Annotated in this window: 16 protein-coding genes; 14 read left to right on the forward strand and 2 right to left on the reverse strand. The window is 35.6% G+C overall.

Features of this window, described 5'->3' with window-relative positions:
* The 6 genes from J0J69_RS01530 (at nt 1) to J0J69_RS01555 (ending at nt 4,221) form a co-directional block, all read left to right on the forward strand.
* Complete coding sequence (locus J0J69_RS01530) at nt 1-1,068, forward strand: ABC transporter ATP-binding protein (protein WP_055244522.1); 1,068 nt, start codon at nt 1-3, stop codon at nt 1,066-1,068.
* The gene (locus J0J69_RS01535) at nt 1,068-1,997 is read left to right on the forward strand and encodes an ATP-binding cassette domain-containing protein (protein ID WP_055244523.1); all 930 of its coding nucleotides are present in this window, start codon (nt 1,068-1,070) and stop codon (nt 1,995-1,997) included. The genes J0J69_RS01530 and J0J69_RS01535 overlap by 1 nt, the downstream gene beginning before the upstream one ends.
* Nucleotides 1,998-2,082: 85 nt before the next feature.
* A complete protein-coding gene (locus J0J69_RS01540) occupies nt 2,083-2,601 on the forward strand; it encodes an amidase domain-containing protein (protein WP_055245327.1) in 519 nt (172 codons plus the stop codon).
* Nucleotides 2,602-2,736: 135 nt separating this feature from the next.
* A complete protein-coding gene (locus tag J0J69_RS01545) occupies nt 2,737-2,922 on the forward strand; it encodes a hypothetical protein (RefSeq protein WP_055305575.1) in 186 nt (61 codons plus the stop codon).
* A gap of 183 nt (nt 2,923-3,105) precedes the next feature.
* Entirely contained in the window at nt 3,106-3,285 is a 180-nt protein-coding gene (locus J0J69_RS01550) for a hypothetical protein (RefSeq protein ID WP_055243440.1), read from the forward strand.
* Between the two features lie 102 nt (nt 3,286-3,387).
* Entirely contained in the window at nt 3,388-4,221 is an 834-nt protein-coding gene (locus tag J0J69_RS01555; protein WP_055243441.1) for a Cof-type HAD-IIB family hydrolase, read from the forward strand.
* 252 nt (nt 4,222-4,473) lie between these two features.
* Here the strand turns inward: J0J69_RS01555 and feoB are convergent, their stop codons facing one another.
* Nucleotides 4,474-6,606, reverse strand: a complete 2,133-nt coding sequence (gene feoB, locus J0J69_RS01560; RefSeq protein ID WP_055243442.1) for a ferrous iron transport protein B — start codon at nt 6,604-6,606, stop codon at nt 4,474-4,476.
* A gap of 17 nt (nt 6,607-6,623) precedes the next feature.
* Entirely contained in the window at nt 6,624-6,857 is a 234-nt protein-coding gene (locus J0J69_RS01565; RefSeq protein ID WP_055243443.1) for a FeoA family protein, read from the reverse strand.
* A gap of 431 nt (nt 6,858-7,288) precedes the next feature.
* Between J0J69_RS01565 and J0J69_RS01570 the strand changes: the two genes are divergently transcribed.
* From J0J69_RS01570 to recN, 8 genes are all read left to right on the forward strand, one after another.
* On the forward strand, nt 7,289-7,660 hold the full coding sequence (locus J0J69_RS01570) for an Asp23/Gls24 family envelope stress response protein (RefSeq protein WP_055243444.1): 372 nt from the start codon (nt 7,289-7,291) through the stop codon (nt 7,658-7,660).
* 146 nt (nt 7,661-7,806) lie between these two features.
* Nucleotides 7,807-8,286 (forward strand): transcription antitermination factor NusB, encoded by a 480-nt coding sequence (gene nusB, locus J0J69_RS01575; protein ID WP_055243445.1) that lies wholly within the window; start codon nt 7,807-7,809, stop codon nt 8,284-8,286.
* 15 nt (nt 8,287-8,301) lie between these two features.
* Nucleotides 8,302-9,654, forward strand: a complete 1,353-nt coding sequence (gene xseA / locus J0J69_RS01580; RefSeq protein WP_055275439.1) for an exodeoxyribonuclease VII large subunit — start codon at nt 8,302-8,304, stop codon at nt 9,652-9,654.
* A 14-nt stretch (nt 9,655-9,668) separates the two neighbouring features.
* The gene (gene xseB, locus J0J69_RS01585; RefSeq protein WP_055275441.1) at nt 9,669-9,896 is read left to right on the forward strand and encodes an exodeoxyribonuclease VII small subunit; all 228 of its coding nucleotides are present in this window, start codon (nt 9,669-9,671) and stop codon (nt 9,894-9,896) included.
* Between the two features lie 3 nt (nt 9,897-9,899).
* A complete protein-coding gene (locus J0J69_RS01590; protein WP_055243448.1) occupies nt 9,900-10,775 on the forward strand; it encodes a polyprenyl synthetase family protein in 876 nt (291 codons plus the stop codon).
* Between the two features lie 186 nt (nt 10,776-10,961).
* Complete coding sequence (gene dxs / locus J0J69_RS01595; protein WP_212725596.1) at nt 10,962-12,833, forward strand: 1-deoxy-D-xylulose-5-phosphate synthase; 1,872 nt, start codon at nt 10,962-10,964, stop codon at nt 12,831-12,833.
* 16 nt (nt 12,834-12,849) lie between these two features.
* Nucleotides 12,850-13,656, forward strand: a complete 807-nt coding sequence (locus J0J69_RS01600) for a TlyA family RNA methyltransferase (protein ID WP_212725595.1) — start codon at nt 12,850-12,852, stop codon at nt 13,654-13,656.
* Nucleotides 13,657-13,668: 12 nt separating this feature from the next.
* Complete coding sequence (recN, locus tag J0J69_RS01605; protein ID WP_068759634.1) at nt 13,669-15,354, forward strand: DNA repair protein RecN; 1,686 nt, start codon at nt 13,669-13,671, stop codon at nt 15,352-15,354.
* The last annotated feature ends 7 nt before the right edge of the window (nt 15,355-15,361 follow it).

Here is a 15,361-nt window from a genome sequence, read left to right on the forward strand (position 1 = left end):
ATGAGTACAAAAGAAGCTGTCTTAACAGTCAGGGATTTAGAAATAAAATTTAGAGTACGTAATCATTATTTAAATGCGATTCGTCGAATTTCATTAGATTTATATCAAGGAGAAACGTTAGCGATTGTCGGTGAATCAGGATCAGGGAAATCAGTTCTCATTAAATCATTTACCGGAATGCTAGAGTCAAATGGAATCATCAGTGGAGGAGAAATCCTGTTTGAGGGTGAAGACTTAAGTAAAAAGACGAAAAATAAAGAATGGGAAGGGATTCGTGGAGCAAAGATTGCAACAGTTTTTCAAGATCCGATGACGTCATTAAACCCAGTTCGTACGATTGGATCACAAATTGCTGAGGTTATTATTAAGCATCAAAAAGTATCTAAAAAAGAAGCGAAAGCACAAGCCATTGATTTAATGAAACGTGTTGGAATAAACGATCCTGAGAAGCGTTTTGGAGATTATCCACATCAATATTCAGGAGGGATGCGCCAACGGATTGTCATCGCCATTGCTTTAGCTTGTCGTCCGAAAATTTTAATTTGTGATGAACCAACGACGGCGCTTGATGTCACGATTCAAGCACAAATTTTACAGTTAATTAAAGATTTACAAAAAGAGTATGGATTTACAACCATCTATATCACGCATGACTTAGGGGTGGTAGCAAATGTTGCCGATCGTGTCGTGGTGATGTATTCTGGGCAAATTATTGAGTATGGTGAAGTAGAAGAAATTTTCTATGAACCCGCTCACCCTTATACTTGGGCCCTTCTTTCATCACTTCCTCAGTTAGGGAAAAAAGGGAGTGAGTTATTTTCAATTGATGGAACACCGCCATCTTTATACAATGAGATTATCGGAGATGCCTTTGCCCCTCGTAATCAATATGCGATGCGCATTGATTTTGAAGAAGAACCCCCATTTTTTGAGATTTCACCGACTCATTTTGCAAAAACTTGGCTACGTGATCCGCGTGCTCCAAAAATAGAGATGCCAGAACCTCTTCAAAATTTACATGAAAAACTTGTTTCAATTTATGGGTCAGTACAAGGAGGTGCGAACTAATGGCACAAGAGCGTGAAGTGTTAGTCTCAGTTCGTGATCTTGAAATTAAATTTAAAGATTTCGTAGCTGTTTCAGATGTGAATTTTGATATTTATAAAGGAGAAACGTTTTCACTCGTCGGAGAATCAGGATCGGGAAAAACGACAATTGGACGTGCCATTATCCGTATTAATGAAACATCTAAAGGTGATATTTTATTTAAGGGTAAAAAAATTAATGGAAAAATTACACGCGATATGAATAAATATATCGTTAAAAATATCCAAATGGTTTTTCAAGATCCTGCTGCTTCATTAAATGAACGTGCAACGATTGATTATATCGTTTCTGAAGGATTAATTAATTTCAATTTATATAAAGATGAGGCAGATCGTAAACAAAAAGTGGTTAATGCCTTAACGTCAGTTGGATTATTACCAGAGCACGTCACACGTTATCCTCATGAATTTTCAGGTGGACAACGTCAACGAATTGGGATGGCCCGTGCCATGGTCATGGAGCCAGAATTTATCATTGCAGATGAGCCGATTTCGGCACTGGATGTTTCAATTCGTGCCCAAGTGTTAAACTTACTAAAAAAATTGCAAGCTGAACGTGGGCTTACTTACCTATTCATTGCTCATGATTTATCAGTCGTTCGCTTTATTTCAGATCGTATTGCGGTTATTCATAAAGGACGTATTGTGGAATTAGCAGAGGCAGAGGAATTATTTTTAAATCCATTCCATCCATATACTAAATCTTTATTATCTGCTATTCCAATTCCGGATCCACGTCTTGAGAAAAATAAAAAATTGATTGTTTATACAGGTGAAGAACACGATTATAGTGTAGATAAACCAAAATGGACAGAAATTACAGCTGGTCACTTTGTTTGGGCAAATGAAGCTGAAGCAAAGGCGTACCGAAAAGCGGCTAAAGTTAAATAAATTCAAAAAAAACGACTCATTGAGTCGTTTTTTTGTCTTAAATAGATCATGCTAGAATAAGGTTATATAGAAAGGAGTGATAGTGGTGCAACTTAAACGTTATGAGCGTCAGAAAGCTATTGATTATGCTAGAGCATGGGCGTTAGGGCGAAATCCTGTGTATCATGATTATGAAAAATATGGGGGTGATTGTACGAATTATATTTCTCAGTGTTTGCATGCAGGAGATATTCCATTTGATGAATCAGGGCGAGATGTGACAACGAAATGGTATTGGTACAGTGATTACTCACGGACACCCTCTTGGACGGCAGCTCAACCATTTGAGACCTATTTATTAAATAATAATAAAGAAGGGACAAAAAATTATGGGATTTATGCCTCATTTTGTGAATATGATGAACTTGAACTTGGGGATTTAGTCCAAAAACGGGTGAATGGTGTTTTAACACACACGATGATTGTGACTTCAAAAGTATTAGATCGGTACGGGAATATTGTTGACTATTTAGTCTGTCAACATTCTTATGATTTAAAAGATTTTCCGTTATCACAAAAAGATGGTGTTCATAGTTATATTAAAATTCATGGTTATTATGCCTAATTCTTTATAAAAAAATAATCCAATTATTCTATAAAATACCTCGTTGAACTGTTGAAAAAGAAGAATGATTTCGAATTTTGGACTCATACTATTACTGTTGTTTAAGACAACAATAAAGAAAGTGAGGAATTCAAAATGAAAAATAATAATAACAGCAACAATAAAAATCAAGCAAACTATAATGCAAATACAAATGCAAATGTAAATGCAAAATCTAACCGTAACAAATCTAATGCAAACACAAATGCTAATGTAGAGTTTGCGACTGATTTTGCTACTTCAAACAATTGCAGAAACAATTCAAACAACAAAGAATGCTAGTTTAAGCAATCCAAATCCTAAAATGTTGAAATAAAAAAATCATGACAAATGTCATGATTTTTTTATTTGTGATTGATTAATAGGAAAAAATAAGCTTTATAGGGTTGTTCTGACACGAATGATTCTAAGTCATTTTCTCATACTAATAGTGTCGTTTTTCGACAAGAAAGTGAGGTTACGATTATGAGTTGTAAATCTAAAGCAAAAGCAGCAAAAACAGAAACAAATAATCAATGGTGTGGTCAAGCAGCAATTGGAAATAGCAGTGATCATGTAGAAAAAACTGAATTTAGTAATGAGTGGGCGTCAACCAATAAATTAGCGACTCAAGAACATCCAAATAAAAACAAAAAAACTTACTAAATCTTTAAGGTTAGTGACACAAAGCGCGAATGATTTTCTCATAGCGTTTTGTGTCTTTTTTTAGTATAATGGTAGATAACAACATGAAGGAAGGGTGAGGATATGGAACTATTCGTTTCTGATTTAGATGGTACCTTATTAAATAAAGCAAGTGAAGTCTCTGAAAATAGTCGCACGATTATTAATGAGTTAATTGAAAAAGGGGTAAAGTTTACAGTAGCAACTGCTCGTACACATGCTACAGTTATTGAATTATTAGAAGGATTAAATATTCAAATGCCTATCGCCATTATGAATGGAGTAGGAATTTACGATTTAAAAAATAGAAAATATCTTGAGATTGTTGATATTTCAAAAGTAGCGGCGCAGCAAACGTTAGAAATTTTTGATCAATTAGGATTAGAGCCAATGGTTTACGGCATTAAAGATGATCAATTATCAGTCTTTTATCGTCAAATTAATAATCCGGTTTCAACAAATTTTTATGAGCAACGTAAAGATAAAACTCTAAAGACGTTTACCTCTGTTGATGAGTTTGAATCTGTTGTGGCGACTCACCAAATTGTAAATATACTTGTCTTTGATAAGTTAGAGTTAATTGAAGAAGCTTATCGTCAAGTTCAAAAAGTTGAAGGAATTAATGCGACTTATTATCCGACTCGTGAAGAAGGATTTGGATATATGGAATTATATAGTGCTAATGCCTCAAAAGCAAATGGGATTAAAGCATTAGCAAAATATGTTGAATTTGAAAAAATTATTGGATTCGGAGATAATTTAAACGATTTACCGATGTTTGAACTAGCAGATGAAGCATACGCTCCAGCAAATGCAGTAGATGAAATTAAGGCAGTGGCAACTAATGTTATTCGTCATCATGATGAAGACGCTATTGCCCTATACTTAAAAGAGCGTCATGAATCTACTCAAAAATAAAATTAAGTGGTTGTCAAATTGCTAACTAAACTGATTTCGTTAGCGGTGTGACAACCCTTTTTCTTTTGCTCCGATATTAAAACGCTTCAAATGTATTTATCTATTTTCGTAATGGCTAGTTATCCATGGACATTGTTCTTGTTCTCTCTGTTTTTAAGACCATTAATAAAATGAACGAGGAAGTGACTTAATAAAAAAGAGTCGCTCTTGCTTAATTAAATGCGATTAGTCAGGTTAACGACTCGGTTTCATTTAGGCCCATCCAAATAAATGGAAAATCACAGTGGTAACAAAGCAGAGGGCAATCCCAATTAAAGTTGGAATGATAAACGCGAGGGCTGCCCATTTATAGCTTCCAGTTTCTTTTTTGATCGTCATTAATGTGGTCGAACAAGGCCAATGACATAAGGTAAACAGCATGACATTAAGTCCAGTTAATAATGTCCATCCGTTATCTTTTAAGATTTGACTTAAAGTCGTGATACTATCAAATTCCACCATGGAACCACTTGATAGATACGCCATTAACAGAATAGGGATAACGATTTCATTAGCAGGTAATCCAAGAATAAAAGCCATTAAAATGAAACCATCTAGTCCGATGAATTGGGCAAACGGATTTAAGAAATTGGCGATATAAGTTAAAATGCTTAAGTCACCAATATAGAGATTGGCCATGCACCAAATGATAATTCCTGCAGGAACCGCAATCATGATGGCACGTCCTAACACGAAGAGGGTACGGTCAATAATCGATGTATAAAGGATGCGTCCTACTTGTGGGGTACGATATGGAGGAAGCTCAAGGGTAAAGGATGAGGGAACTCCTTTTAAAATGGTTTTAGATAACCCATAAGAAACAAGTAGCGTAATGATGACACCTAAAATAATAATTAAGCTTACGACAAGTGCGCTCATTAAACTGTTTTGAAAAGTGTTTAAGTTTAAGGTGAGTAGTAAGACACTTGCAATCGCGATAATAGTGGGAAATCGTCCATTGCAAATGACAAAGTTATTGGTTAAAATGGCAATCAATTTTTCTCGAGGGGATTCGATAATCCGACATCCAATAATTCCTGCTGCATTACATCCAAATCCCATACACATGGTTAAGCATTGTTTCCCATGAGCACAGGCTTTTTTAAATAAGTGATCGAGATTAAAGGCGACGCGAGGAAGGTAGCCTAAATCTTCGAGTAAAGTGAAGAGTGGGAAGAAAATAGCCATTGGTGGTAACATGACAGAGACGACATTTGCTAAGGTTTGATAAACACCGGATAAAAGCATGTTATGAAGCCAAGTAGGTGTGTGAATCCAATCTAGGAATTGATCAATATAACCTTCTACCCAAGAGAAAAAGTTAGCTAGTAGTTGGGATGGACCATTCGCACCTACGATGGTCAACCAAAAAATTACCAATAAAAGAAGAAGCATTAGTGGGATTCCGAACCATCTTGAAGTGATGACACGGTCAATTTTTAAATCGCGTTCGCGTGCGAGTTGCTTTTGATCAAGTGTATAAACATAATCGTTTTTGATTTGTTCAGCTTTAGCATAACTAACTTCAGTTAAGTGATCACGAATTTGTTCCTTATTAAGAGGCAATGGGATGTGAGTAGCAATTTCAGTTAGGGATTGAGATTGTTCAGGGCTTAAATATTGATTCATAGATTGGTAGATGCTCTCATTACCATCCATGAGACGAAGGGCTAACCAGCGTGGATTAAGATTGGGGAATTGCTTGTCAAGAAGCGGCATCAGTTCGTTCACATAAGCTTCAGTTTCCTGATTATAAAGCAGAGGTTGTTGATGAAAGTCATAGTTTTCATCAATGACTTGATCGATGGCAGCTTTTAGGTCATTGATTCCGACTCCGTTTCGAGCCGAGGTTAAAACAACTGGAATGCCTAAGTCTGCTTCAATTTCCGCTTTATTCACGACAATTCCTTTTTTCTTTGCCTCATCGATTAAGTTAACACATAAAATCACACGATCAGTTAATTCCATAATTTGAAAGGCCAGATGAAGATTACGCTCTAAGGCAGTGGCGTCTGTGACCACAACGACGAGGTTGGGTTTTCCAAAGCAAATGAAATCACGAGCCACGATTTCTTCTTCTGAGGTCGCAAATAAAGAATAGGTTCCAGGGAGATCCACTAAGACATAATCGTGGGTGGCTGTTTTAAACTCTCCGCGAGCATTGGTCACCGTTTTTCCTGGCCAGTTTCCGGTATGTTGATGTAGTCCTGTTAACGTATTAAAGACTGTACTCTTTCCGGTATTCGGATTCCCAGCTAAGGCGATCACGAATTGGTCGTCTCGTCTATCAATATTAAATAAATCTTGTAAAGCCTTCCTTTTAGTTGAACTATACGTCAATCCCATTGAGTCATTCCTCCTTATTAATCATGAATGGGTTTAACCATAATTAAACTTCCTTCCTCTTCTCGTAGTGCAATCATCGCTCCGCGAATGTTATAGACGGTAAGGTTGTTTTTAGGTCCTTTTTTAATGACATCGATTAAAGCACCAGTCGTAATTCCTAATGCTAATAAACGTTCACGTAATAAGCCTGTTGCTGTGAGTTTTGTAACTTTAACTGTCGTTTGGCATTCAACTTCGTTTAATTTTTTCATTATCATCACTCCAATTAATATTTTAGCTATGGCTAACTTTTAGAATAAAAGAGAAGATAATCGAATGAGAAGGTGATTCTTCATTGACTCTTGGATCTTTTATTTCATTGACTTGTATAAAATATGATATAAAACGTATGTTTGCACATCGTTTCGTGTCATTTTATAAAAATGGGCAGATTCGTCAAAAGCAGGGGAGAACTGAAGGGAATTTAGAGGGTTCTGGCTCTCTATCAACCATTGATAAATCTTAGCCGGGGCTAACTTTTGAATGCTAGTCCCTATATCGTATGAGAAAGGTGAGAAAAGGTGACAAAAAACAAAATCATTCATTTTTTACAGTTTTTGTTTAATGGATGGGATAGTATTTGCACAACGGTTCAAACTATAGTATTATTATAGTAGTTGCATATGATTGGAGGAGAATATTGATGGCTGTGTCAAAATATTATCGTATTGAAGAAGCAAACCAAGAAATTGGGAATATTGAAATTCATTCACAAGTTTTTGAAGTGATTGCCCATAACGCCACAGCAGAAATTGAAGGGGTTTCAAAGATGTTTGAAAGTATCTCACAATCAATTGCCGATACTTTTAATAGTAAAAAACACCGTAATGGTGTTGAAGTTGAATTTGATGAAAATGGATTAGTTATTGATGTATATGTGAGTATTAAAGTGGGTTATGCCATTAATGAAGTCGCTGAGAAAATCCAAAAAAACATTCATCAAATGATTTATCATATGACATCTGTCAAAACGTCTGAAATTTACGTTCATGTCGTATCGATTGATTTTGATTAAAAAAATAAACCACTTTTAGTGGTTTATTTTTATTTTTTTCGGCAAATTCTTGATAAATATGATAACATATATAGTTGAAACCTTTAAAAATAGTATACAATATAGTTGTAGCAACTTAGAAGATTTGAATAGAAAGAGGGATTTTTGTGATTCGTCATGTATTACGTCAATTTGCAGTACAAACATTATACCAAATGGAAGTGGGGCAGATGACCAAAGAAGAAGCCATCGAAAACGTTGAATGGATGGTTGAAGGTTTAAAAGAAGAAGCTATGGAATTAATGGCTGAAGAAGTAACACCACATCAAATTCTTGAAGTCGAACGTCAATTTACATTAGATGAGTTCTATTTTGAATTAGTAAACGGTGTTTTAACTCATAAAGAAGATTTAGATCAAATCATTGATGAAAACTTAAAAGGATGGAGTTTTTCACGTTTAAATAAAGTTGATAAAGCCATTTTACGCTTAGCAACATATGAGATGAAATTCTGTCAAGAGACACCTCATAAAATTATCATCGATGAAGCGGTAGAATTAACAAAAGAATTCTCAGATACTGGAGATGGAAAAGCACGTAGCTTTAATAATAAAGTATTAGACCAAATTAGTAAGCACTTTGCATAGTAGGATGTGAAACCGATGGAGGAGAGACAACCCTTAACCGTTAAGGCGTTAACGAAATATATTAAGTTAAAATTCGATTATGATAAAAATTTACAACACCTCCTTCTAAAGGGAGAATTATCAAACGTCAAACGACATTCACGTGGACATCTTTACTTTACATTAAAAGATGATGAGGCACAAATTAATGCGGTGATGTTTGCCAGTGCAGCTTCACATTTAACTTTTGTGCCGGCCGAGGGAATGCAAGTGGTTGTCAAAGGCCATATTACCGTTTATGAAGCGGGCGGTTCTTATTCAATGTATGTTAAAGAAATGACGGAAGACGGAGTTGGAAATCTTTATGTTGCTTTTACGCAAATGAAAGAGCGTTTAGGTGCAGAGGGATTATTTGATGCAAGATTCAAGCAACCTATCCCAACTTACCCCCAGGCGGTTGGGGTGATTACTTCACCCACAGGTGCTGCGATCCGTGATATTCTTTCCACGATTAAACGTCGTTTCCCACTCGTCAAAGTTTATGTGTACCCAGCACTTGTTCAAGGTGAACAGGCAGAAGCTTCGATTGTATCATGTATTAAACAAGCGAATGAAATGAAGCTGGTGGATACGTTAATTGTTGGTCGTGGAGGAGGTTCAATTGAGGATTTATGGGCGTTTAATAAAGAGGGTGTAGCTCGTGCAATCTTTGAATCAAAAATTCCAATTATTTCAGCGGTAGGTCATGAAACAGATTTTACGATTGCTGATTTTGTGGCAGATCATCGTGCACCTACTCCAACAGGAGCGGCAGAGATGGCCGTTCCCAATTTACCAGATGTGTTAAAACATTTTAATCAACTAAATGTTCGACTCAATCATAATTTCAATGTTCAATTTGAACAAAAGAAGAATCAATTAGCACAGCTAAGTAATCATTATATTATGAAAAATCCACATGCTTTATTTGAGCAACGATTAATGCATGTGAATCAATTGAATGATAAGTTACAATTTGTTTTACAAGATCAGTTAACTAAACGGAAAGCTCAGTTTGCAACGGATTATCATCGATTAATTCAATTTAATCCAATGGTCAAGGTTGACAGTTCTAAACAACACGTCGCCTTTTTAACTCAACAGTTAAAAGCATTGATGAGTGAGCACCTATCAGAGCATAAGCAAAACTATCATGTGCTATTAACGAAACTTGAGATGTTAAATCCATTATCCATTTTGAAAAAAGGATATTCAGTGATTACTGATGAAAATGAAGAGATGATTACAACGGTTCAATCTATGAGGGTAGGTCAGATCATTTCAGTTGCCTTAGATGATGGAACCGTGAAAGCATCGATCAAAGAAATTCAACCAAGTGAAAGCAATTAAAGGGGTGATTTTGAATGAGTGAATCAAAAATGAATTTTGATGAAGCATTACAGCAATTAGAACAAGTCGTGCGTCAATTAGAAGCAGGAAACTTACCATTAGAGCGCTCAATTGAGTTATATAAGCAAGGAATGTTGCTTTCAAATGAGTGCCATCAAAAATTACAACAGATTGAATCAGAGGTTGCTAAGCTCGTGGATCCAACTGGTTCGATGACTGATTTTGAGGTATCGGGGGAATAATAGATGTTAGCACAGTATATTGCAAAACATAAAACACCATTCGATGCGTACATGATGAGTTTAATTGAAGGTGAAGCCATTCCAAACCAGTTAAAAGAATCGATGCTTTATTCGCTTTCTGTGGGTGGAAAACGATTAAGACCAATTTTATTATTTGCTGTTTTAGATACATTAGGATTAGAGGCAACCTGTGGTTATCAAACCGCTTCTGCTCTTGAAATGATTCATACGTATTCACTTATTCATGATGACTTACCTGCTATGGATGATGATGATTTAAGACGTGGAAAACCAACTAATCATAAAGTGTTTGGTGAAGCAACTGCGATTTTAGCTGGAGATAGTTTGCTTACGCATGCGTTTAAGGTGATTTGTAGTGATGAAGGTTTATCGTTACAACAACGTTTAGAGCTTGTTTCAATGTTATCAATGGCAGCTGGGCCTATGGGAATGGTAGCTGGACAAATGTTAGATATGGAAGCAGAGACGAAGCCAATTACACTTGAACAGTTAAAGCAGATTCATGTCAATAAAACGGGACGTTTAATCGAGTTTTCAATTGTTGCCGCAGCTGTTATTGCACAGGCATCTGAAGAGACGATTCAATTGCTGCGTCAATTTGCGGGGCATGTTGGATTAGCCTTTCAAATTAAAGATGATATCTTGGATGTGGAAGGTAAAGGTGATTTAATTGGGAAAGATGTTGGAAGCGATATGGAAAATGGGAAAAGTACCTATGTTTCATTAACTTCATTAGATGAAGCTAAAGTGATGCTCAATGAAGAAATTGAAGCAGCTCTAGCGATATTAGAGGAGTTACCATATGAGACTTCATTATTAGCGGCGATCACCGATTACGTCAAAGAACGTCAAGCATAAATTAGGGGGCGATTTTTATATAATCGCCTTTTATTATGTTTAAAGTCAATGATCTACCGAGGAAAAGAAGAGGTAGTTTATAGGAATTAAGGTCGAAATATGGTATGATAAAAAGAGATAGAAAAATAGAATTTTTATCTAAAATGACAGATAATAAATATGTGAAACAAGGTTGGAGTGATTAAGATGTATGACATCGAGAAGATTACAAATCCTTCATTCATCAAGAATTTGTCAACTAAAGAAATGCAAGTGTTATGTCAGGATATTAGAACATTTTTGATTGATTCTTTATCAAAAACAGGTGGTCATGTATCATCAAATCTTGGGGTAGTAGAGTTGACAGTGGCGATGCATAAAGTGTTTAATTCGCCAGAAGATAAATTCATTTGGGATGTTGGACATCAAGTATATATTCATAAAATGTTAACGGGAAGAGCAAATCAATTTTCAACGTTAAGACAATATAAGGGATTATCTGGTTTTCCCAAGCGTAAAGAATCAGAGCATGATTGCTGGGAAACAGGACATGCTTCAACTTCGATTTCAGCAGCAGTCGGGATGGCTTATGCTAGAGATTTAAATGATGAAAATTATCACGTAGTGGCAGTGATTGGTGATGGATCCTTAACAGGTGGGATGGCTTATGAGGCATTAAACCATATCGGTCATACGAATAAACGTTTAATTGTCATCATTAATGATAATGAAATGGCCATTTCACCAAATGTAGGGGCGCTTCATAATATTTTTGGAAGTATTCGTACGAATGAATCGTACTTAAATACGAAACGTCGTCTGAAAAAGTTATTGAAAAATACGCAATTATTAAATCGTGTGATGTATCGTGCGAAAGGAAGTTTAAAACGTTTTGTTATCGGTGAGACACCATTTGATGCGATGGGATTCAAGTATTTTGGACCCGTAGATGGACATAATCTAGATGATTTAATTAAAAATTTAAACTTTGCTAAAAAAGCAGACAAGCCAGTCATTGTTCATGTGAAAACGAAAAAGGGAAAAGGTTATTCGTTTGCAGAAGCAGATAAACTTGGAACGTGGCATGGTGTTGGGAAGTTTAATAAAGAAACGGGTGAAGTTTCAGTTCATAAAAAAGAAAATTGTGTTTCTTGGAGTAAATTAATGTGTAACGGATTAATTGAGTTAACTAAACATGACTCACGCGTTTCAGTGATTACACCTGCTATGATTAATGGCTCAGCATTAAATGATTATCAAATGCTTTACCCTGATCGATTAATAGATGTAGGGATTGCAGAAGAACATGCGGTAACAATGGCTGGTGGAATGGCAACTCAAGGAATGAAGCCATTTGTTTCCATTTACTCAACGTTTTTTAAGCGTGCGTTTGACCAAGTTCACCATGATGTTGCAAGACAAAATTTAAATGTTGTATTTGGCGTGGATCGTGCAGGAATTGTAGGGGCTGATGGAGAAACTCACCAAGGGCTATATGATATTCCAATGTTACGCCCCATTCCCAATATGACAATCATGATGCCGAAAGATGCGAAAGAAGCGTATGATTTATTGTATACGGCATATGAAATTAATGGACCAGTTGCGATTCGTTATCCGCGTGGTGATGTTTTCAATGTGGTACCAAATTATGAGTCGTGGCAATCAGTACCTGTTGGTTCTTGGACGACGCTTAAATCAGGAGCAGATGCTTATCTTCTTTCGATGGGACCGATTCTTGATGATTTAGTTCAATTAGCGGAAGATTTAAGTGAAGCCGAAGGAATTCACGTTGGAGTGATTAATACCCGCTTCATTAAGCCACTAGATACTTGTCTTTTAGATGAGTTAGCAAAACTTGAGGTTCCGCTCATTGTTTATGAAGAGTCAGCGATGATTGGTGGACTAGGAACAGCCATTTTAGAGTATTATAATGAAACAAACCAAACAGTTAAGGTGAAACGATTAGGAGTTCCAGATGTTTATGTTCAACATGGGAGTGTCCCAGAGGTGCTGGCAGAACTCCATCTTTCATTAGATGATATTAAAGCAGAAATTAATCAAGTAATTAAAAAGTAGGTCGGTGTCAAAAAACATGAAAAAAGAACGTATTGATGTGTTATTAACACAATTAGGATATTTTAATTCACGTGAAAATGCAAAGCGTGCAATTATGGCGGGTCTTGTTTTAGTCGATCAAGAACGCGTCGATAAACCAGGAGAAAAAGTGCCTGTAGAAGCAAAAATTACGGTTAAAGGAAATGTATGTCCATATGTTAGCCGCGGAGGATTTAAACTTGAAAAAGCGATTAAAACGTTTAATATTGATTTAACCGATAAAACGATTATCGATATTGGGGCGTCAACAGGTGGATTTACGGACTGTGCCCTGCAAAATGGAGCTAAGTTATCGTATGCTGTTGATGTAGGATACAATCAATTAGATTGGAAGATGCGTCAGGATGAGCGTGTTATTTGCATGGAGCGTACGAACTTCCGATATATGACACCTGAAGACTTAAAGTTTGGAGCTCCTCAGTTTGCATGTATCGATGTTTCATTTATTTCGTTAAAAATCATTTTCCCTGTCTTAAAGCAATTACTAGCTAAAGAGGGTGAGATTGTTGCATTAATTAAACCTCAATTTGAAGCCGGAAAAGATCAAGTTGGTAAAAAAGGAATCGTTCGTGATGCTAAGGTACATATTAAAGTTATTCAAGAGATTCTTGAATTTATTACAGCCCTTGATTTAAGTGTGCTTGGATTAACTTACTCACCCATTAAAGGGGGAGAAGGAAATATTGAATTTTTAGTACATATAGGCTATAATGAAAATATGCGAACAAATGTTTACGAAAAAGATATTATTCAAATCGTAAGCGATGCACATAGTCAGTTATAGTAGGTGGTTAATATGTTATCGCATTTGTCAATTCAGAACATGGCGATTATCGAATCTTTACAATTAGATTTAAATAAAAATATGACTGTTTTAACGGGTGAAACAGGTGCAGGAAAATCAATTATTATTGATGCTATTTCTTTATTAATCGGTGATCGTGCGTCAACTGATCTTATTCGTCATCATGAAGAGATGGCAGTGATTGAAGGTATTTTTGAAATTGAACAAAATAAGCCATTAAAAGCTTATCTTTTAGAACAAAATATTCCAGTTGAAGAACAGTTATTGGTTAAACGAACGATTAAACGAGTTGGAAATGGTCAGATTCGTGTTAATGGTGAATTATTATCAGCGAATCAATTAAAGGAAATTGGACAATTTTTAGTTGATATTCACGTACAGCATGATACGCATCGGTTATTCCATAACGAGTATAACTATCAATTAATTGATAATTTTGATTTAACGGAGCAAGTTAGTGTAACGAACGACGTTTATCAACAAGCACTTAAAGAATATAATCAAGCTAAACAGGCTTACATTAATTTTAAAAAGAACGCTGAAGAAATTCAAAAACGACTGGATTTAATTCTGTTTCAAAAGAATGAAATTGAGAAGGCTAACTTAAAAAAAGGTGAGCTTGAAGAGTTAGAAGAGCGTCGTCACCTGATATTGAATTCAGATAAGCTTCACAAAACATACGGTCAGATTTTACATGGTTTAAATTGCGACGGTGGGGCAGTAGAACGACTATATCAAGCATATAATGCGACGCAAACCTTAGCTAATATTGATGAAAGTCTTTCTTCTGCTGTGACGCAAATGGGTGATATTTATTATGGGTTAGAGGAGTTTGTTAATTTAATCTCATCTAAATTAGATGAATTGAATTACTATCCTGAAGAACTTGAAGAAATTGAATCGCGCCTCAATGAACTCCAACAACTCAAACGTAAATATCGTTTAGAAGTTGATGAAATCATGGCTTATTATGATCAAATTGTAACTGAACTAGCGCAGGTAGAAGATTCAGAACACTATGAGCATTCCTTGTATCAAGTTTTAGAAAAAGCGTATCATCACTTAATTGAAGCGGGAGAAGCATTAAATCAAAAACGTTTAGAAATCTCAAATAGAATTAAGACACAGCTGATTGCTGAACTACAAGACCTTCAATTATTTAATGCTCAGTTTGATATTGAATTTACACGTTTAAAAACAGATGATATGATTAATACTATTTTTTCGACACATGGAATTTATGAAATTCAGTTTTTATTAAGTACAAATAAAGGTGAGCCAATGAAACCACTGAATAAAGTTGCTTCAGGTGGTGAATTATCTCGTATTATGTTAGCTTTAAAAACGATTCTCAATCGAGGGCAATACATATCTACCATTATATTTGATGAAATTGATACGGGGGTCAGTGGTCAAGTGGCATCAAGTATCGGCTCAAAAATGAAAGAAATTGCTAAGCAAAAGCAAGTTCTGTGTATCACCCATTTACCACAAGTTGCTTCACTTGCCGATCATCATATTCATGTTAGTAAATATGAAAAAGAAGGACGAACAGTGACGGCCGTTAAAAAATTAACAACAGATGAACGAATACATGAAGTTGCAAGAATGTTAAGTAGTGATAATGTGACTGAATCTGCCTTGTTAAATGCTAAACAACTCCTACAACAACTTTAATGAAAAG

The organism is Turicibacter bilis (genome assembly GCF_024499055.1).
Classification (GTDB): Bacteria; Bacillota_I; Bacilli_A; order MOL361; family Turicibacteraceae; genus Turicibacter; species Turicibacter bilis.